Below are 21,115 nucleotides of genomic sequence, written 5' to 3' on the forward strand. Positions count from 1 at the left end.
TCTAAACTCTTAGGTTTTGTTTGTTTTATAAGTGACTCGAGACTTCCCGAGGTAAGTCTATTGTTTAGTGCTTTTCTTCGTGAATCAATGTTTGCGAGATATAAACCATAGTTAACATCGTGAATACGAAGGCTTGAATCGCACCAACGAACACACTAAAGCCCTGCCAAGCAACAAGAGGTACAATACCAACCGCACCTAACCCCATGATGACAGATATCATGATTTCACCTGCATAGATATTACCGTAAAGACGGAAAGCGAGTGTAAGCGGCTTGGATACAACTTCAATTAAATGAAGGATCAACATTGCCCCTTTGAACTCAAAGTAATGCGCGAAGTAATGCTTCGTATTACGCGTGATTCCTAAGTAGTGACTTAGTACGATAACGATAACCGTTAACGCTCCTGTTACAGCGATGTCAGCTGTCGGTGATTTCCACCAGGACACATGATCTTCCGTCACGATTGAGAAAGGAAGGCCGAGCATGTTTCCGATAAAGATGTACATGATGAGCGTAAGACCAAGTGCGATAAATCCTTTGCCATGCTTGGAACCGATCGTGCTTCCAATAATGCCTTCTACAAATTCAATCGCCCATTCCATAAAATTTTGCATTTTTGAAGGATTCGTTACGGATGCTTTTCTAGCTCCTGCAATCGCTAGGATAAGCACGATAACTGTGGTAATCCCGATCATCATTAGTGCTGATGCATCGAAATGAATACCTAACCACTCAAACTCTGGTACCTTATGTTCCATATTTTCCATTTTCACCCCTTTCATCCATTGAAGTTACATCGTGGAATTACTTCTTAGACCTTCTAATAGAAAGAATACCCAATACGAGTGTTGCCAATTGAGCAAAAAAGTATCCAACAATCGTCGTGGTTAAAGCAACATGTTCGGGGTACCTAACGGCAACCAAAGCAACGAACCCAGCGATTGCTGCCCTTGTCAGAAAGCCAAGGGTTACCTTGCGCCCTGACTGCTCTATCGCAGCTGCTGCCAGCTTGTTAATCTTCCAGGCTAAGAACCTTGCATTGATCATACTCGCACAAGCTCCGAGCATTATCCCCGCAACGTAAACCCGGTAATCGACAAGAAGCGCCCATGCAGCCAAACAAAAGGATAAAAAGAATAGAAATACGTTTTGAACCGTTTTCAGAGTGGCTGAAAAGTCGTCCATCATAGCCCTCCGTACCGCTTAATCATGAAGTAAATGCTCATGATGCCGGTTACAAGCCCAAGTAAAAATCCGACTAGCAACCAGATCTGTCCGCCCAGTGCGCCACTCAACCAATCACCGAAGAAATATCCGGCTGCCAAACATACGACAAGGTCTATGCCAATTGCACTAGTTAACGCTACTGCCCGCCAAGGATTATCATTGGAATTTGGCCGTTTCATTGCATCCTCCTGGGTGTTTTCCACATGGGAAAACGCGTCTCGTAGCTCATCTGCTACGAATCCTCATTCATTGTATCGAAGCCATGCTAAGTTTGTCAATTGACGGAACTTCATTTGTCACATCTCACAAAAGTCCTTAGAGCCTTGCGGCTCTAAGGTTTGCGCTTTTTCAAACCGAACAGTCCAACTGTACGCTGTAGCGTTTGTCATGATTTTGTCACGGTTAGAAAGATTCCGGGCGTTCAGTAGTCCTACCGAAGTGATGAAGAATCGCTTGAACAATGCGTTCTGACGCTTTTCCGTCTCCGTAAGGGTTCGCAGCTTGGCTCATTTTATTGTACTGTTCTGGATCTGTCAGGAGCGCGCGCGCACGTGTGTAGACCACTTCTTCGTCCGTCCCAACTAGCTCTAATGTTCCCGCTTGAATGCCTTCTGGACGCTCTGTTGTATCGCGAAGAACAAGAGCTGGAACTCCGAAGGTCGGCGCCTCTTCTTGAAGCCCACCGGAGTCTGTCAGAATCATATACGTATGGGGATAGAAATTATGCAGTTCGAACACATCAAGCGGATCGATCAGCTTAATCCGTGGATGGTTGCCTAGAATTTCATGAGCAGGCTCGAGAACCACCGGGTTCGGATGAACCGGGTAAACAATCGCAATATCCTCAAACTCATCGGCGATACGTTTCACGGCACGGAATATTTGACGATGCGGCTCACCTTGAGCTTCCCGGCGATGTGCTGTCATCAAGATCAACTTGCGGCCCGCCGCCCATTCTAGAATGGGGTGCTCGAAATTCTCCTGCACCGTGTACTTAAACACATCGATGGCTGTATTTCCTGTCACATAAATTTGGGACTCTGATTTATTTTCTTTGCGCAGGTTTTCAGCGGATTGCCCAGTTGGCGCAAAATGAAGATCAGCAAGAACGCCCGTTAATTGACGGTTCATTTCCTCCGGATATGGCGACAATTTGTTCCACGTCCGAAGGCCCGCTTCCACGTGTCCTACTTGAATCTGCTGCATGAAGGCTGCATAGCTGGCAAGGAACGTTGTTAGTGTATCCCCATGCACAAGAATCAGATCTGGCTTCGCTTCTTGGAACACAGGCTCCAAGCCTTGCAGCACGCGCGTCGTAATCTCATTCAGTGTTTGGCGATCCTTCATAACGTTAAGATCAAAGTTCGGTGTGATTTTGAAAATATCAAGCACTTGGTCCAACATCTGACGATGTTGTGCGGTTACGCATACCAGAGACTCAATCTGCTCAGGATGCTTCTCCAACTCGAGAATGAGCGGAGCCATTTTGATAGCTTCAGGTCTTGTTCCGAAGATCGTAATCACTTTTAAACGTTTCATCGGTTTCTTCTCCCCTTAAAGTTTTCCTTTAGGAAAACTGACTTCGTAAGCATGAGCTAAGCTTTCTTACGGAAAGCTATCTTCGTAAGCATGAGCTTAGTTTTCTTACAGGAAAACTGACTTCGTAAGCTTTACTTTTGTTCAAAAAAATTAATCCGTGCCGTACAAACGATCCCCAGCATCCCCGAGACCTGGCACAATGTAGCCATGATCATTCAAGTGATCATCAACCGCTGCGACGTAAATATCTACGTCAGGATGTTCTTTTTGTACAGAAGCTACGCCCTCAGGTGCTGCAATGAGACACATTAGCTTAATACGTGAGCAGCCCCTGCGTTTCAGCACCTCGATCGCTGCATTGGCAGATCCACCTGTTGCAAGCATAGGATCAATAACGAGCAAGTCCCGCTCCAACACATCGGTAGGCAGCTTCACATAGTACTCAACAGGTTGAAGCGTATCCGGATCGCGATAGAGACCAACATGTCCTACTTTTGCAGCTGGCATCAGCTTTAATACACCGTCAACCATACCTAAACCTGCTCGCAAAATAGGGATCAGCCCTAACATTCTACCCGAGATAACTTGGCAATCTGCTGTTGTAACGGGCGTTTTCACCTGCACTTGCTGTAGTGGCAGATCTCTTGTAATTTCGTAAACCATTAATGTAGCAACTTCATCGACAAGCGCTCTGAAATCCTTCGTTGTCGTGTTCTCATCCCGAATATAAGTAAGCTTATGCTGGATAAGCGGATGATCGCAAATATGTACTCTACCCATATGTTCCTCCTAATTAAGCTTATAGGTCAGGCAAACCTCGTCCATTATATCATATGTTATCCAACTTATCTGCTGTAGAAACGAACAATATGAACTGGTTTCAGACAACCTCCATTTTTCCACGCTCCACGCTAGTGAAGGGAGGGACTGATGTAATTAACTACAAAAACTCCAGCTATTTATCAAGATTTTCGCCTCTTCTGTAAGTTAAATGGAATAATTGTAGTTAATTTCACTTCATTTACCTAATTCACTCAAAATTTCAATTATTAACTACATAAAATCCAGCTATTGCTTAATTTCGTGAAATTTCGGGTGAAATAACTGTATAAAATCCATTTAGTTTGGGGCGAGCAAAGTTGGTGTATGAAGTGGGGGGGAAGTTGAGATAGGGGAGCGAAGCTGGAGCGAGCGGTATCCTACTATATTTGAAAAAAAACTTCGCCAGCCCGCCACTCTACATCTGAGAATGGGGTAGCGAAGTTTTTCATTATTGCTTAAGTCGTAGCTGTAAGCCCGTCAGCCCGCAGATGACCAAACAATAGCGATCCGTCCATATTCGATCGGCACCTGCATCAACCCAACCGATTTTATCGGTAAAGCTGGTGGGGCCGACGAAAGTGACTTCACCTTTTAGATGATGATGAGGTCCAAATGTATTGCGACCACTGGTTAGCAACTCGATTTGAAGCTGCAGCTGCTCGCCTGCTACTTCATCTGTTACATCCTGCTCTTGAGCTCCCCAAAGGATCGTATGGGTGGTTCCACCATTTATTGTGATGTTCATAGCTGGACAGCGCATAGCGTCCCACTGTAAGACAAGCCTGCTGCCCTCGTCCCGCATACGATTCCATACAGACGTGGGTAGGGTAATCGCTTTGGCTGCGGTCACTCGTCCCGAGTAGAACACCAATCCCTGCGTCGTGACATCCGTCAACTGGAGCTGCTTAGGCAATGTGGTCAAAGTAAACGGGCCTTCCGTCCACAGTGCCTCACGCTCCGCTTGTTCCCAGCCGCCACGCGGTTTCACGGCGAAGGGTCCTAGCACATAAATGCTTTCGACTTCAACATCGAATAAGAGCTTATTGCGAATCGGAGCCAAATTGGCGCCTTCCACGCCGAAAAACCGATAGACATCGTCGTTACAGTAAAAGTCGCCTGAGATGCGAATACGATTACGACCCTCCCGTACGAATTCGCCGATTCTCAGCGTCGGGAAGCTGCGGTCTCCGCCAAACCAGCCGTCAGCATCCTCTCCACGGACAGGCTGTCCATTGATCGCTAGCTCCCAATGCTCAGGGCGCTCAATAGCGAGCTTCCACAGTGAGCGATCTGTATGCCGCATTAGCTCAGTATCCGTCTCGAATGTGAACTCGAGCTCAATGTACACGGGTCTCCTCATCGCGATACACTGTTCTTGGATGTTGAGTACGTAAGTCGGGGATGACCACTCCGCTCCATCTAAGCGATAGATGGCATAGTCCAGTGTCAGGGCATTAGGTGCGGACAACTGGTAGTCCCACGGAGCATCAATGTTCGCTTCAACCACTGTGAATGATTTCTCAATCGGTGAAAGTGCTGCTGCCTGAGGCGGCTGTCCAAATGGGGCTAGATCCGTCTTCGCAGTCTCGCCGTCCCAAATGGCGAAGACCTTAGAATCACCTGGAGCCAGCTTCACACTCAACGACAACATACGTGCATCAGCTTCGGCCTTTTCCCCGTTTTCCAGATCCATCTCCATCCATACTCGCTGATCAGACGCAGGAATCTTCAATTCGATCATCTCGGTATCTCCCGTATGCACGGCATACAGCAAAGTCACGCCCGGCAATCGCCTCTCCTGCACATAGAGCTTCCGCAATGCTTCCTGCGATGTGCCCTTCACTGGAAGCCAATCCTGGCGCACTTGCACATGCTCATGTACGCCCCTTAATTCCTCAACGCGGACGACTACGCTATCGTTCAAGAACCACGACGTCAACTCCTCACATCGCTCACCATTCAAGTAAGCTGGTGCGTTGCCCACCAAGATGATCTTGCCACCGGCTTCTGCGAATGATTTCAGCAATGCCAAGGTTGAAGCCTCCAGCGTTAGCACATCGCTCACGATCACCGTGTCGTATGCCTGCTCCCCAATTTGCAAAACGCTGCCCAGAACGCTGCCGTAACGCTCCATCAACGCCTCGTCCCCGTAATCGAAATCGCGCTGAAGCGCTAATAAGTCATCCGCTAACGCATCCATACGGTCCTGCATGCGTTCCAAAGCACGAACATTCTTCAGCAGCCATGCCGATCGAATCGGATGCAGCACAAGAAGCCCTGGCGTTGCCTTCCCAAGCGTCAACAAATACGTAAGTCTAGCAAAGTAATCATTAAACTGGCTGTACACGTCCCACCATGGTTGCTGAACGTAAAGCGATGGCGGATAATCCCGCTTCCGAACCCCGCGAATCGTATACGATTGCAGATGCGGGCATAGTCGGTTTACGCCTAGGACAAACTGCCACTCCGCGATCCGCTTCATCTCGTGAAAGCTCAAGTTCCAGCCACAGCATCCGAAGGTTTCTGTGATTACGAACGGTTTACCCAACTGCCGCGCTACCGAGGCAGCCTGCTTAGGCAGCAAGACGCTTCGCGGCGTCCGCCCCAGCATATCAATACCCGGCATGTGCATACGCTCATACAGCGGCATCACTCCGGCCGTGTACTGTATCTGGTCCATGAGGGTGTCTTCCCCCATGAAATGACCTGTCAGCTGCCAGCGATGTGCATCGCACCAGTCAGCTACCAATCGAACTGACGTTCGGAATCGTTCACTTACTAGATGCCAGAACTGATAGCGTGCTCGATAGGCCGCATCTTTCATAGACTCATCCGCTTCTGTTAGCAGCCAACCGATCGCATTCGCAACCGATTCCCCGTAACGCTCCGAGTAGTCCTGATCCAAATCAACGGACCACGGCACGCCTGAGAATTTAAACTCATCGGTAAAAATGCCCGGCATTCCTCTTTCACCGAAGCGGTCCCCCATATGCTGGAAATAAACATCATGACACGCCTGCAGGAAAGCCTCCATGGCTTTTTCAGAGAGAATATCAATATAATAAGGATTCACGCGGCACATTACAGCCACTGCGACATCCCCATCCTCCAGCGCCACAGCCGACTCTTGTACCCGCCATTGCTGCTCGTTCTCTCGACGAACAAGCAGGTACAGGAAATCTTGATCCTGCCTAAGCGCTTCAACCTGTTGCCCTGCATCCACTCTTTCGACTCGGATACCCTCTAGAGACTTCTGTTGATAGGAAGCCCCTAATGCTGGCACAACGCCATTCGCCGTTCCACTAGGCCAACCGTTCTCATCGTAACACCAAGCTTCGAGCCCTTGAACCTTAGCCTCGTCCGCCGATATCTCAACCGCGTCCAGAAACGCCTCACCCATATAGGGTGTAAGCAACCCTTGTCTCGTGTGCATGAAGAAGCCGCCTAACCCGGCCCGCTTCATTTCACCAATTTGCCTGCGAAGCTCCTCGGGTTCCAGCTTATCGTTCCATGACCAGAATGGCGTGCTTCTATAGGTAGCAGGTGGATTATGAAAAATCGATGCTTCGAATTGATCTCGAGCTTCCTTTGGTAACAAAGCAACTCTCTCCTCGTCAATCCCTCCAGTTTGCTGAGACAAACTTCTGTGGAGAGGTCCCGGTTATTTTTTTGAACAAGGTACAAAAATACTTCTCATTATGAACGCCAACAGCCTCTGCCAGCTCTAAATTCGAATAATCACGCTTACGCAACAGCTCGATGGCCCGCTCAATCCTACGCTTGGAGACATAATCAGTGAAATTGATCCCTAATTCTTTCTTGAAGAGCTCACTCACATACGTCGGATTCAAATGAATATGCTCTGCTACAACGCCTAGGGAAATCGATTCCTTCAGGTGATCCTCAACGAAACGCATCGCCTTCACCATTTCGAGGCGCAAACCGCTCCCTTCTGCACGGGCGTGCAGCTTCTCCCACTCCACGCGCAGACGCTCCACCAGTTGATGCAGATGCGTACAGTCCGCAAATGTAACTACATCGGCTGTAACTTCATGATCAGTTGGTATCATTCGCTGGCGAAGGCGTGCGCACCAGCCCTCGATATAACCCAACAGTTTGCCAGGCACAATGGGATGGTAATGCAGCACATGCAGCAAAGGCGCAAGTGCTTCACCGCCCGACGACTTCGCACTAGAGCGCTCGAGCGTTTGCTCAAAACGTTCTGTGAGCTCGCGCCAGTCACTTTCGCTATAGCCTAATCTGCGGTTTGGCGTAATTACTGTGCCAAAGTTGGCATAGAAAGTGTCCTCAAGTGCACCTTTGGCTTCCTCGTAGGCCGCCGGTGCGGAACCCCAACCGTTATACATCCGGCTCACACCCATCGAAACCGAGATCCGCAAGTACGTTTTGATCGCATCACGGATACTTTCCCCAAGCTCGTAACAAATCCGGTCGAACGACTGTTCGCTGCCTGCCCGAATCGTAGCCAGAGCAACGATGACGCCCTGCTGCAACTCACAAGCGAAGCAGCTCCCATTCTCCCGGAACACTTCCTCGATAATATTTAACATGCCGTACTTGAGCATGTTACGATCCGCTGGTGAATACTCCGAGCAGAATACATCGTAATTATCAAAACGCACCGCAAAGCACCCATACTGCCGCGGCTCAAAGCCTGGTACTAGCTCCGCACTTCGGCGCTCCATAACAGGATCAGATACCTCCCCACGGAGCAGCTCTTCTAGCAGATGCTTGCGCAGACGATAGGAATTCTCCTTCACAGATCCGCTGAGGCTTTGTAGGCGACGTTCCTTCTCCTCGCGTGCGATCACGTTATCGCGTGCTTTGGACAAGGCGGTGCGTACGTCTTCTTCGCGCAGGGGCACCTTGACCAAATATTCAAACACACCCATGGCAATTGCTTGTTTGGCATAGGCGAAATCCGAGTAGGCGCTTAGAATGATGACTTCCACGCCAGGCAACCGCTCCCGCAGCTGACGAACGAGCTCAATCCCGTCCATGCCAGGCATCACGATATCCGTAATAATGAGATCAGGACGCAGCTCCGTAGCCTTCTCCAGCGCTTCAGCGCCCGAATAAGCACGACCAACAAGCCGGAATGGCATCCGCCGCTCCGCCCACCGCCCGAAGTATGTCTCTAGCCGCTGCACCATCGGCGGCTCATCATCCACAACGAGGCAAGTCACCTCTCTCATTGCGCCTCACCCCTTCCGCGTTCCTCAAGCTGGTTGTGTGCTGTATCATCAGGGAATGTCAGTGTTACACATGTTCCACGACCTGGTTCACTCCATACACTAAGCCCATAAGGCTCCCCATAATTCAAACGGATGCGTTGATGGATGTTGTACAAGCCTATTCGTTTACGGTGATCAAAATTTCTCCCCACAGGATCCTCTATCAGTAGCTCCGTTGTCTTATCAGGTGTCATACCGATCCCTTGATCCTCAACCTCAACGATGAGATTGCCATCACGACGGATAGCAGACAACCGAATAGCCCCCGACTTACGTCCACCTGCATAGCCATGGAAAATGCTGTTCTCCACAATCGGTTGCAACGCCATTCGTAATACAGGAAGTTCTAAGGTAGCTGGATCAATCTCTTCAATGAGCTCAAATTCACAGTCATAACGGATCTTTTGGATATACAAATAATCCTTCACATTTCGCAGTTCCTGCTCCAAATTGACACGGTCTGAGAACTCTGTAATGCCATACTCCAGAATCGAGATCAGTGCTTCAATGATGTTATCGACCTCATGATATCGCCCAAATGCGACCACATTGGAGATTGAACCTAACGTGTTGTATAGAAAATGCGGATTGATTTGAGACTGCAGCACTTGAATCTCTAACTCTTTCTTCTTGCGCTCACCACGGTTCACATGCTCAATTAAGGTGCGAATCTGACCTAGCATGTCGTCGAATGTTGCTGCCAGTTTGCCGAACTCATCCCGGCGTGCGCTCGATATGCTAACGTTCAAATCTCCGTGACCGACTTGGTTTATTTTGCGAATCAGATAATACACAGGCGTTCGAATCATGCGGGCCACGAAGCCAGCCGTCAACACACTCAGCAAGAAGCCCAGCAACAGCAGGCCTATGAAAAATGTCTCCATCCGCTTAAGAGAGGTTTGCAGCGTCGTTCCGTCATAGAAGGCAAATACAATCCATTTGGTTCRTGGATTAATGCTCTTCATAATGGTCACAGCCGTGCCATTCATATGGTCAGTAAAGACATCATCCTTGGACTCGACAAGCTCCCGACCATCTCGGTCATCAAAGCGTAGACGATGATCGACGATACTGAACAGGCGGCTGCCCGCTGGCTCCAGAATGACACGTCCCTCTTTGTCCATAATGCCTAGCTGCAAATCGTTGCTGCCACCGCCAACCTTCTGCAATCGCTCTTGCATCGCTGTTAGATTCAGATCCACAGCCACGGCCATGGGCTCGCCCGCTATGGTAATTGCTTTGGTGAAAGTGACTGTCCAACCGGAGAAGAAATTCTGATACGGCTGACTAACTGTCACGGCCCCGTAGGCGTTACTGTAGGCCATTTTATATATTGGATCACGATCATCTCTAGAATCGTTAATGACCTTGGTGACAGGATTTCCGCCCAAAATGGACAAATCCTTGCGAATCACGTACACGTCTGTCAGCATGATCGCGTTCTCCCGATAGGCATTCTCTAGAGCAGCTTGCGCAGCTGTCAAATCATTACGCCACGAAGCCGCTGAAGTGGAGAGTTGGCCGATCGTATTTTGCACAAGAAGAAAGTACAGATCGATATATTCCTCTTCCTTATGCAGCAACTGTGTCGCTTGGTTGAGCTGACTCGAGGTAATTTCATTTTTAATGTAACGGTAGGATAACCCGCTTAGAATAGCCTCCGAGCTGAGCACGAAGACGAAACAGACCAGAAACAGTCGGAATGATATGTTGTGAAACCATTTCTTGATCCAATCTCGCATGTGCGCACCCCTCGTAGCTAGTATAGAAATGTGGAAAAAGAGGAGACTCCTCCCCTTTTCCCGACCCTTTTATTTTATTACACCGTCACCCTGCAACTGCTTCGTATAATTCGCAATCGCATCGTTCAGCTTGAATTTGTCTTGCAGCGTCTTCACGTACGTATCCCAGTTCGTTAAAGGCTCTTTCCCCGTTACGAATTTGAGCATCATTTCATTCGCGTATTTGAGGCGATCTTGCGACATCGGGTCAGCCGGATCGTCAAAAACACGTGGATTGACGTTGTTATCCTTCAAATAACTCGTGTTAATCTTCTGGTTCGCGTTGGTGATATCAGGTTTCTGGAAGTCGAAGTACACGCCATCCGTCGCTTTACGAACGAAAGCATAGTTATAGCGCCATTCAATTTCCTTCTCGTTATAAGTAGCTCTATCAATTAACTTCGGTGTGCCATTCGTTACCGTAAAGGACTTATCTTTGATACCATAAGCTAGGAACGGATACGCATCTTTATTGGTGTATAGATATTGAATGAACTGCATCGCACGCTTCGCTTTGCCTGCATCCTTCATCGCTTCCTTGGAAAGTCCAATGAGTGACTGCTGGAATGGCTTTACATCAAGGATTTGATCCCCATATGGTCCCTTTGGAGGCGCGATTTGCTTCCAATCCGGCACGCTTCCTCCGGCATCCTGCATTTTCTTCGCTTCCGCAGGCTCCGAACGGCGCCAGTCTTCGATCATAATACCGACCTTGCCTTGGTACATTTTGTTATCACGTTTGAGTCCGTCATCGATTGTTACCCAGTCCGGATCAACAACCTTCGCATCGATCATTTCTTTAATGAACGTCAGTGCTTCCTTCGTTTTCGCGTCGGTGTTGTAGACAACAACCTTACCGTCTTTCACATCTACAAAGTTAGGCTGTACACCGTACATCCAGAAAATCTGTTGGAAGCCTTGCGCACCACTCGTACTGTATCCAAGTGAGCCGTCTTTCGGCAGCATAGCGACGTAGCCATACGTATCGTTCTTGCCATTGCCATCTGGATCGTTGAACGTGAACGCTTTCATAACGTTGAGTAACTCTTGTGGATTCGTCGGAACCGCCAGGTTCAACTTTTTCAGCCACGTATTGTTGATCCACCAACCATTTACGCCACCAACGGCTTCGGAAGCTGGCAAACCAATCGTATGACCTTTATATTTCATAGGCTCAAGGCGCGAAGGGTCGAATGCTTTCGGAAGCTCTGGGAACTCCTTCAACAAATCATCGAGATCGGCAAGCAAGCCTTGATCGTAATATTTAATCGCAGAGGCACGGTCTGGAAAAGAGACGATATCCGGAATTTGATTAGACGAGATCAGCAAGTTGAGCTTATCCTTCCAGTTCTCACCGCCCATGATCATATCGAGATCCATATTATTGTCTTTCTCGATCATTTGACGAATCGGATCCTGCTCTTTCGCTGGCATTGGCGTTGTTAACCGATAACCAACTGTATTATAAAAGCTAACTTTATACTTCTTGTCAGCTTCCACCGCCTTAGCCGATTGCGTGGCTCCAGTAGAGGGGGCAACGCTCGCGCTTGGTGAAGCCGTATTCTCAGCCTTGCTGCAACCTGCAGCAACAACCCCTAGGATTACAGTCATACTAAGCAGCGCACTTGCGTGATTCTTTTTCATCTTGAACCTCTCCCTTTAGTCTATTATACATGCTATATCGAGAGTTGCCTCTAGATATCATCGATTTTGGCTCCGCATTAACCCTTCACAGAGCCTAGCAGAACACCTCGGGTAAAATGCTTCTGGATGAACGGATACACAACCAGAATCGGTAACGTTGTAATGGCGACGGACGCCATTTGGACCGAAATGGGGTTCACCGAGTTAGCAGCTTCTGCTGCGTCCCCGCTAATTGCGACAGAGGCGAGTAAGATCTGCCGGAGGAATAGCTGCACAGGCTGATTCTCTGGAGAGTTGATGTAGAGCAAGGCATCGAAGTAACTGTTCCAGTGCCACACAGCGTAGAAAAGGCCAATCGTCGCGATAATCGGTACAGACAGCGGGATTACGATTCGGACCAAGATGGCGATTTCACCCGCTCCATCGATACGAGCAGCCTCGTCAATGGCCTCTGGCAGCTGTTCAAAAAAGCTTTTTACAATCATGAGATAGAACGCATTGATTAATCCAGGAATGATGAGTGACCATTCGGAATCGAGCAGTCCTACATTTTTCACGAGCAAGTAACCCGGAATAATACCGCCGTTGAACAGCATGGTGAATACGATGAAAAGCAGGATCGGGCTTCGACCAGGCAGCGCCTTGCGCGATAGCGGAAGAGCTGTAATGACAGTGAACACTAAATTCAGCAGCGTACCGACAATGACACGAAAGAGGGTAACTTGGTAGGCATCGAGTAACCGGCCCCCTTGCATAATCTCTCGGTAAGCTGTCAAAGTGGTGTGCGTCGGGATAATGACCAGTCCGTCTTTCTTAATGAACTCCGATATCGGTGTTAGCGAAACGCTGATGACATACAGGAACGGTAATACACAGGAAGCAGCGAGCAGACTGAGCAGCAAATAGTTAACGCCTTGGGCGAGTCGGTCGCCTGTTGTCATATGACGCATGGATGATTCCTCCTTCTACCAGATTTGTCCGTCGAATTTTTTGGCAATCCGATTCGCACCAAGTACAAGCACGAAGCCGATTACTGATTTAAACAACCCGACAGCGGTAGCAAGTCCAATGCGTCCCTCTTGTAAACCGACCCGATATACCCATGTCTCGACAACATCGGCCTTCTCTTGATTAAGCGGATTGAGCATGATGAAGATTTGATCAAAACCAACATCAAGAATGGCGCTGAGCCGCAGCACGAGCATGAGGATAATGACGTTGCGAATACCCGGAAGGGTAATATGCCATAACTGACGGGACTGAGACGCGCCGTCCATCGTTGCTGCTTCGTATAGGCTTGGATCGATACCTGTGAGCGCTGCCAAATAAATGATGGCTCCCCAGCCGACTGACTGCCAAATGTCTGTCGTTACGATAAGCGTTCGGATCAGACCAGACTCCGTTAAGAAGGATATGCGGTCTAAGTGGAAGGCGGTTAACAATTGGTTAACAAGCCCTGTTCCAGGTGCGAGGAAAGCCACCAGCAAGCCGTAAATAATGACCCATGATAGAAAGTGAGGCAGGTAGGTCAAGGTTTGAATGGTTCTTTTAAACCCTGCCCCAGTAACGGCATTGAGCATTAGCGCCAGAATAATCGGTGCTGGAAATGAAAAAACGAGCTTGTAAAACGAAATCAGAATGGTGTTTCCGATAATTTGTTTGAAGTATACACCATCAAAAAATAGCTGAAAGTTCTGCCAGCCGACCCACGGGCTTTCCCAGAGTCCTTGCAGGACGTTGTAGTTCTTAAATGCAGCGGCGATGTACACCATCGGCACATATTTGAATACCGCAAAGTACAGCAAGCCCGGAATTAACAGGGTATACATGACACCGTATCTTCGCAGTAGATTCATCGTTCGATGCATGAGCTGCCTCTCCTCTCTCTGTTTGTTATACCTTTATTGTAGCGCCGCGGAAGGGGCGATCCTTTTCATATCTTTGGCAGATGGTCTAAAATCTTCGGAAACCTGAAAGCCGTCTCCTACTGGGGAGACGGCTTCATTAAAACTCCTCCTAATGGAATTCGGATGTTATACGATCGGCTTCCCTCCCGTTCAAGTACAGCGCACAGCAGGATGGCAGGCAACCCGCTCTCATCGAACCATAGCTGGGGGCGTTCCAGTCTAAGGACAGATTGTGCAGCCTGATGAGCCCAGGGAATTTGAAGATCAAAAGCCAGTACATGTCGCGATGGCCGCCACACAATGCCGTCTGATGACTCAAATAAGGCCACAGAACCACGTTCAGATTTCGTAAAATAACCTTGAAAGTCCTTCATCAATGCATAGTACGCGTTGCCCTGACACCATACGTAAGGGTCCTCTACCGCCCAATCATTCGTTGGGTTCGTTACTGTTGGCTCTGGCTGCTTACTGAACGGTCCTAGCGGATGATTGGCGAAGGCTACGCCCGCATTAACTGCCCCGCCCTTTGGCGGAGGACCTTCGGCCACACCTTTGTACATCATCAAAATCCGACCATCCATAGTCTCACAAACTGTGGGATTGCTCGTCATGAGTCCGTCCCACTCTCCTGGCGAGACATCGAGCACCGGCGACGCCGCACGGATCCATGGACCTGTTGGATGGTCGGCCACCGCAACGCCGATACGTTGATGGTTGCGATACGCCCACCATGTTGCATCATCGGCAGGTTGGTCGAGATCAAAATCAGGGCCATGCGTCCCCATGTAATACAGGTAATAACGGTTACCGTGGTGCAAAATCGCTGGATTGTGTGCCACATCCCGATCCCAGCTCGCTGCGCCATCTCTGCAAGTCCAGATCGTATCCACATGGTGGAACGGGCCCAGCGGATTATCCGCAACCGCATAGGCGATTTCGGAATGCGTGACCCAGGCCCCAAAACCAGCACGTTCCGGCCAACGCGAATAAAACAAGTAATACCTCCCCTCCGCATCTCGTGTCATCGATCCACACCAAACATGCCATCCTTCTAACTCGAACTTCGCCCTAGCCGGCACTGGCCGAAGCATCTCCTGAAAATTCATGTACACCTCTCCTAGCTGTGTAAGTGTTTACATTCGTACAAAACCAGTGTAAAGCGTTTGCCGCGCGGAAAGGTTTCATATTTTCGTAAGATGGTTTGGGGTTTTGGGATGTATGTTTAGCGGATTGGTGTGTACTAAACATTTGGCGTAGGATTGAGGCTGGATTGTGGTTGTTTTGCGGCTGGTGGACAGCTGGTGGACGCATGGTGAGCGACTTGTGACTGAAGATTCGTGTTTAGATGTATAAACTACAGCTAATTTGCTCGATTCTGACGTGTTTTCGTGAATAAATGGAAAAGGTACATCTAATTTATCCCACACTTGCAGAATCGAGCGAATCGAGGGAATTTAACTACAGGAAATACATTTAATCCTTCAGATTCAAAAAATCCGCTTCAAATAGATGGAGAAAATCCAGTTAGTTTGCGGGGAGGCCGGAGATGGTTGGATGTGTCAGATGCAGGCGGGGAGTTAATTCAGGGGCTTGGAGATGAAGGTGAAATATGTGTAAAGTGGCTAGGGAGAGATAGTTTTGGGGTTGCAGCAGTCATATGGAGGGGGAGGTGAAGGTAACCAAATTAGGTGAAAGTCGAGGATGATGGAAGGCGTCAAGGAAAGCTAGTTTGCGGAAAAGGGAGCTGGATCTCTGAGTGGAAGCTCTAGATAGCCAGGTTGGGTAGAAACAAAAAAAGACCAGCTCCAAAGAGCTGGCCCTACAAAAGTAGCTATTAGTAAGTCAAACCTTGGTAAAGCGGGAATTGCGCCGTTAGATCGGACACCATGCCACGAGCTTTCTCAAGCGTAGCTTCGTCTTTCGGGTTTTTCAACGTAAGCGCGATAACCTTCGCGATGGTTTTCATCGCTTCTTCGTCCATGCCGCGGGAAGTTACAGCCGGAGTACCCAAACGGATACCGCTTGTTACGAACGGGCTAGTTGGGTCGAAAGGAATCGCGTTTTTGTTCGCTGTAATACCGATTTCATCCAAAACGTGCTCTGCGTCTTTACCTGAGATGTTCAGATTACGCAAGTCAACCAACATCAAGTGGTTGTCCGTACCGCCGGAAACAAGGTTGATGCCTTCAGCTGTAAGAGCTGTTGCCAAAGCTTGTGCGTTGTTGATTACATTTTGACCATATACTTTGAAGTCCGGTTGAAGAGCTTCACCGAAAGATACAGCTTTCGCTGCGATCGTGTGCATCAAAGGACCACCTTGGGAACCAGGGAATACCGCTTTATCAATTGCTGCAGCCCAAGCTTTCTTCGTAAGAATCATACCGCCACGAGGACCACGAAGCGTTTTGTGTGTTGTTGTTGTTACGAAATGTGCGTGTGGCACTGGGTTCGGGTGCAAACCAGCTGCAACTAGACCTGCAATGTGCGCCATATCAACGAAGAACAATGCGCCTACATCGTTAGCAATGGAAGCCAAAGCTTCGAAATCAATCGTACGCGGGTACGCACTTGCACCAGCAACTAACATGCGAGGCTTATGTTTGAAAGCTGCTTTACGAACATCATCGTAGTCGATGCGGAAATCTTTTTCGCTTACGCCGTAAGCTACGAAGTTGTAAAGGATACCGGAAGCATTAACCGGGCTACCGTGTGTTAAGTGACCACCATGCGCAAGGTTCATACCAAGAACCGTGTCACCAGGGTTTAGCGCAGCCAAGTAAACAGCCATGTTCGCTTGTGCGCCGGAATGTGGTTGAACGTTCGCGTGCTCAGCACCGAAAAGCTCTTTCGCGCGATCACGAGCGATGTCTTCCACGATGTCTACGTACTCACAGCCACCATAGTATCTTTTGCCTGGGTAACCTTCTGCGTATTTGTTCGTAAGTACAGTACCCATAGCTTCAAGAACCGCTTGGCTCACGATGTTTTCGGAAGCAATTAGCTCAATTTTGTCGCGTTGACGGCCAAGCTCAAGGTTCATTGCTTCTACGATTTTCGGATCTTGCTTGCTCAAAAAGTTTGTCATATGGAATTCCTCCTAAAGATGATAGTTAACATGTAATTAGCAATCTGCATCAGGTGCAGCTTGTTGATAAAGTTGATCCGCCAGATCCGCGGAATACACAGCTCTAGTACCACCGATGAGCTTCGGCCGCGCGAATGCCATCGTGACATAAGCCTGGCCAATATGGCGCACCGGCGGCCTCACGGGAACAGCGACTCTGCGCAGATGCATCCCAATCAGCGTTGAGCCGATATCGATGCCTGCATGCGCCTGAATCGTCTCGACAACGACCGGCTTCGCGAAGTGTCTGTACGCGTAGGAAGCCATCGAACCCCCGGCCTTCGGCACGGGAATTACAGATACAGGTTCAAGCTGCGGCACCAGCGCCAGCAACTCTTCTTCCACAATCAGCGCACGGTTTAAATGCTCGCAGCATTGAAACGCCGCATGCAGCCCGAACTCGCCGCAAATGCGCGCAACCGTCTCGAAAATCGGCTTCGCTGCATCCAACGTGCCCGATGTCCCAATCCGATGTCCGAGGATTTCACTCGTGCTCGTACCGATCACCAAGATATGACCGGGACGTAAGCTACCGACAGTTACCAGCTCACGCAGATTCGCTTCCAAAGCTTCTGCGATAGGTTCATACATAGAATCTGTCATTGGGGCTCCCTCATTTCTAGGGATGTACCGTGAAACGATCTTCGATGCTCTGCACTTTATTGATGCGGTTCTTGTGGCGGACACCTTCCGAGAACTCGGTTTCCAACCAGATTTTGACGATTTCTTCTGCTACCCCAGGTCCAACAACTCGCTCACCCATCGCTAGCACGTTCGTATCATTATGTTCACGTGTCGCTTTCGCGGAGAAGAGGTCATGCACAAGTGCACAGCGAATTCCCGGAACTTTATTGGCAGCAATGGACATCCCAATGCCAGTTCCACAAAGCAGAATACCTTTATCTGCTTCTCCCGATACAACTTTTTCGCAAACTTGAAGTGCATAATCCGGATAATCGACGGAGTCGCCGCAGCTGCATCCGAAATCGATCACTTGATGACCTAATGATTCAATAAAAGGAATGATAACATCTTTCAAACGATAGCCTGCATGATCTGCACCTAAAGCAATTTTCATGAATAAAACGCTCCTTTTTGACTGTTCGAATTCGACCATCCTATTATATCCCAAAGCTCACCAAAAACGAAAAAAAGAGCGCACACGCTAAAAAACGCGCGTTGCTCTTTTGCCCAGGCGACCGGCCGTATAGCTCAATGCTCCATTGTGGTTACTCCCACTCGTCGCCAGTTACATTGAGTCTTGCTTGTTACTTGTATTTTATCGCATTCCCAGCGATGTGTAAAGCTCTATTGACCTATCCCACTAAGGACCTTGATGGAAAAAACAAACGTCTGTGTTAGCCTTGGAAGACTAACGTATTTTTTTCACCAATTTATCTAGACTCCGACTAATTTCCTCGGCTGTATACCGATAATCGGCTAGTGACCCGCCATAGGGGTCCGAAATATCATAGTCTGGAATCGTGTTTTCCAACGCATACAAGCGGCTTCTTTCTTCCACAGTTACCGTCTGAGATAGCGCTTGTTTGAGCTGAAACTCTGCCGCAAGCTGCTCTCGCTCTTCAATCGCCTTGAGAATGCGAGCATCGTCCTCTACATACTCTTTGAGCGTATATGTCTTCTCGACCGCATGAGGAAAGCGCCCAATCACGGTACGTTTATGCCCAGTCGTCATCGTCAAGACCAGGTCAGCCCAATCGAGATCCGCAGCACTAATCGCTAGCGAACTAATCGACTCCTTGAAACCCGCTTCATGAAGAAGTGACTGGCTGTTTCGCGAGATCGGACCACCCGTCATCGCAGATACACCTGCCGAACGGACCTCCGCCGCAAGCCCCTCTTGATGCACCCTCATACGCAGCAAACCTTCAGCTAACGGACTGCGGCACGTATTTCCTGTACAGACAAATAGAATTCGCAACATGAAATCCTCCCTGGAATAAACGGCTATATCACCGTTCGTACTTACCCGTATTGTATCATAGTAAAAACTTGATCCCAAACCCTAATAGAATAAGTCCACCGAATGCCTCACCATATTCCCCAACCCAACCGCTAACTCGTCTGCCTAGCAGTAAGCCCGCTATCGAGAGCAAGCCGCCAAATAGACCGAAGATCAGTACTGTAAGCACAATGTCCGTGGCAAACATCCCAAGAGAAACGCCCACTGAGAAGGAATCTATACTAACACTGAGGGCAAAAATAATAAGCCCCCATAACGTTCGATGATCAAAGGCCGAAGCCTCTTCCCCGCGTATCGAGCTATATACCATATGTGCGCCAAGCAAAATAAGTAAACATCCCCCTGCCGCCGTAGCGACATTCCCCAGAAGGAGGGAGACATACTGCCCCATAAACATCCCCATCAATGGCATTAGCACGTGAAAAAGGCCGATGACAATGCTAATTTTCAAAATATCAATCAAACGAATGCCCTTCATCCCTATGCCAATTCCCAATGAAAAAGCATCTAGACCCAAAGCAATCGCCATTATTCCAATTGTCATGAGTTCCCCAACTTGTACCCCAGATGCGAGCATAGCACGATCCCCCTTGTCCACGATTCTTTCTCAAGATATGCGGACAAACTGGGAATCATGCTAATCACAATAAACGGCTACGCCGTCCTTCTTGGACGGTAGCGTTTATCCAGAAATATAAGACAATTTAGTGCGTGAAACTTATAAAAGCTTATATTTTAGAGGCGGACCCGTTCATGACCCGCTGCTTTGAGTAGTCGATTCATAATGGCGCTGCCAATCCCTGCATCTGGAACACCTTCTGCAACAATATAGCTAATGCCCTTGTGATCAAAAGTTCGCAGTGCGGCATAAAGGTCTCGAGCTATTGTTTCTGGCTGTGATAAGGAACCGCATGCGACAACGAGATCCGCTCGGTATCCACCTACTCTTTCTTCAAAAGTGAGAATCCCCGTCGACTCTCCCCGTGACTTCGCGGCATCGATATCGCGTTGAATCCATGCTGAGACTTCCAGCTGGTCGTCCCCTTGAACGATGTGCATATAGCCTTTCGGCGCATAGTGCGTATACTTCATACCTGGCGCCCGAGGCGTATCCGCAGCTTCAACCTCTGTTGGTTCAGCCACATGAATATGCACGTCTGACAAAACCTCCTGCAACTGCTCCGCAGTCACACCACCTGGCCGCAACACGTATAACTCACCGCCTACAAGTTGAATAACTGTTGATTCTACACCGACACCTGTTGCACCACCGTCTACAATCCCGCCAATCTTTCCATCCAAATCATCACGCACATGCGATGCCAGCGTAGGGCTCGGTCTACCCGAGCTATTCGCGCTCGGCGCTGCGATCGGAAGTCCCGCTTCTCGCAGCAACTGTAGGGCCACTGGATGATCAGGTATACGGATACCGACCGTTTGCAGTCCGGCTGTAACGAACGGCGAAAGGCTACCTGCACGTACAGGTAGCACAATGGTTAATGGTCCAGGCCAGAAAGCCTTCATAAGCGCTTGATGATAAGGTGTGAGACTATCTGGCTGAACAAGGCCTGAGAGCTGCGTCACATCAGCGATATGTACGATTAGAGGATTGTCGGAGGGTCTCCCTTTTGCGGCAAAAATCTGTAAAACCGCTTCGGTATTCGTCGCATCGGCACCTAGTCCGTAAACCGTTTCAGTCGGAAAAGCGACGGTATCCCCTTGTCGCAAGAGACTCGCTGCCTCTGCTATATCCTGGGCTGACGCTCTCTGTTCGCCTTGATTCACGTTCCAATAGGTTGTCACTATCACTCTCATCCTTACTTGTAT

General features: G+C 48.9%; 18 protein-coding genes and 1 riboswitch. All 18 genes read right to left on the bottom strand.

The window, feature by feature from the left end; translation table 11 throughout:
• Nucleotides 1-64: 64 nt before the first annotated feature.
• Nucleotides 65-763 (bottom strand): F0F1 ATP synthase subunit A, encoded by a 699-nt coding sequence (gene atpB / locus AB4114_RS28955; RefSeq protein ID WP_441991584.1) that lies wholly within the window; start codon nucleotides 761-763, stop codon nucleotides 65-67.
• Nucleotides 764-809: 46 nt separating this feature from the next.
• A complete protein-coding gene (locus AB4114_RS28960) occupies nucleotides 810-1,193 on the bottom strand; it encodes an ATP synthase subunit I (protein WP_441991551.1) in 384 nt (127 codons plus the stop codon).
• A complete protein-coding gene (locus AB4114_RS28965) occupies nucleotides 1,190-1,411 on the bottom strand; it encodes an AtpZ/AtpI family protein (RefSeq protein WP_056611689.1) in 222 nt (73 codons plus the stop codon). Before AB4114_RS28965 ends, AB4114_RS28960 begins: the two co-directional genes overlap by 4 nt.
• A gap of 223 nt (nucleotides 1,412-1,634) precedes the next feature.
• Nucleotides 1,635-2,771, bottom strand: a complete 1,137-nt coding sequence (gene wecB / locus AB4114_RS28970) for a non-hydrolyzing UDP-N-acetylglucosamine 2-epimerase (protein ID WP_441991552.1) — start codon at nucleotides 2,769-2,771, stop codon at nucleotides 1,635-1,637.
• A 150-nt stretch (nucleotides 2,772-2,921) separates the two neighbouring features.
• Nucleotides 2,922-3,551 carry a uracil phosphoribosyltransferase gene (gene upp / locus AB4114_RS28975; protein WP_441991553.1) on the bottom strand — a complete coding sequence of 210 codons (630 nt, stop codon included), beginning with the start codon at nucleotides 3,549-3,551 and terminating at the stop codon, nucleotides 2,922-2,924.
• Between the two features lie 490 nt (nucleotides 3,552-4,041).
• Nucleotides 4,042-7,191: a glycosyl hydrolase gene (locus AB4114_RS28980; RefSeq protein WP_441991554.1), complete on the bottom strand. Its 3,150-nt coding sequence runs from the start codon at nucleotides 7,189-7,191 to the stop codon at nucleotides 4,042-4,044.
• A gap of 16 nt (nucleotides 7,192-7,207) precedes the next feature.
• Nucleotides 7,208-8,809, bottom strand: a complete 1,602-nt coding sequence (locus tag AB4114_RS28985; RefSeq protein WP_441991555.1) for a response regulator — start codon at nucleotides 8,807-8,809, stop codon at nucleotides 7,208-7,210.
• Nucleotides 8,806-10,590 (bottom strand): cache domain-containing sensor histidine kinase, encoded by a 1,785-nt coding sequence (locus tag AB4114_RS28990; protein ID WP_441991556.1) that lies wholly within the window; start codon nucleotides 10,588-10,590, stop codon nucleotides 8,806-8,808. The genes AB4114_RS28985 and AB4114_RS28990 overlap by 4 nt, the downstream gene beginning before the upstream one ends.
• A gap of 69 nt (nucleotides 10,591-10,659) precedes the next feature.
• A complete protein-coding gene (locus AB4114_RS28995) occupies nucleotides 10,660-12,273 on the bottom strand; it encodes an extracellular solute-binding protein (protein ID WP_441991557.1) in 1,614 nt (537 codons plus the stop codon).
• Between the two features lie 77 nt (nucleotides 12,274-12,350).
• Entirely contained in the window at nucleotides 12,351-13,223 is an 873-nt protein-coding gene (locus AB4114_RS29000; RefSeq protein WP_441991558.1) for a carbohydrate ABC transporter permease, read from the bottom strand.
• 15 nt (nucleotides 13,224-13,238) lie between these two features.
• Nucleotides 13,239-14,141, bottom strand: coding sequence for an ABC transporter permease (locus tag AB4114_RS29005; protein ID WP_441991559.1), 903 nt, complete (start codon nucleotides 14,139-14,141; stop codon nucleotides 13,239-13,241).
• 116 nt (nucleotides 14,142-14,257) lie between these two features.
• A complete protein-coding gene (locus AB4114_RS29010; protein ID WP_441991560.1) occupies nucleotides 14,258-15,286 on the bottom strand; it encodes a glycoside hydrolase family protein in 1,029 nt (342 codons plus the stop codon).
• A 728-nt stretch (nucleotides 15,287-16,014) separates the two neighbouring features.
• Entirely contained in the window at nucleotides 16,015-17,265 is a 1,251-nt protein-coding gene (gene glyA, locus AB4114_RS29015; RefSeq protein WP_441991561.1) for a serine hydroxymethyltransferase, read from the bottom strand.
• Between the two features lie 36 nt (nucleotides 17,266-17,301).
• Nucleotides 17,302-17,907: a TIGR01440 family protein gene (locus AB4114_RS29020; RefSeq protein WP_441991562.1), complete on the bottom strand. Its 606-nt coding sequence runs from the start codon at nucleotides 17,905-17,907 to the stop codon at nucleotides 17,302-17,304.
• A gap of 16 nt (nucleotides 17,908-17,923) precedes the next feature.
• Nucleotides 17,924-18,382 carry a ribose 5-phosphate isomerase B gene (rpiB, locus tag AB4114_RS29025; RefSeq protein ID WP_056611733.1) on the bottom strand — a complete coding sequence of 153 codons (459 nt, stop codon included), beginning with the start codon at nucleotides 18,380-18,382 and terminating at the stop codon, nucleotides 17,924-17,926.
• Nucleotides 18,383-18,486: 104 nt separating this feature from the next.
• A riboswitch (ZMP/ZTP riboswitch) is annotated at nucleotides 18,487-18,567 on the bottom strand.
• Nucleotides 18,568-18,676: 109 nt separating this feature from the next.
• Nucleotides 18,677-19,249 carry a low molecular weight protein arginine phosphatase gene (locus AB4114_RS29030; RefSeq protein ID WP_441991563.1) on the bottom strand — a complete coding sequence of 191 codons (573 nt, stop codon included), beginning with the start codon at nucleotides 19,247-19,249 and terminating at the stop codon, nucleotides 18,677-18,679.
• 55 nt (nucleotides 19,250-19,304) lie between these two features.
• Nucleotides 19,305-19,865, bottom strand: coding sequence for a manganese efflux pump MntP (locus AB4114_RS29035; protein ID WP_441991564.1), 561 nt, complete (start codon nucleotides 19,863-19,865; stop codon nucleotides 19,305-19,307).
• A gap of 158 nt (nucleotides 19,866-20,023) precedes the next feature.
• Entirely contained in the window at nucleotides 20,024-21,091 is a 1,068-nt protein-coding gene (locus AB4114_RS29040; protein WP_441991565.1) for an L-threonylcarbamoyladenylate synthase, read from the bottom strand.
• Between the last annotated feature and the right edge of the window lie 24 nt (nucleotides 21,092-21,115).

This window comes from Paenibacillus sp. 2RAB27 (assembly GCF_052115445.1).
Taxonomy (GTDB): domain Bacteria; phylum Bacillota; class Bacilli; order Paenibacillales; family NBRC-103111; genus Paenibacillus_E.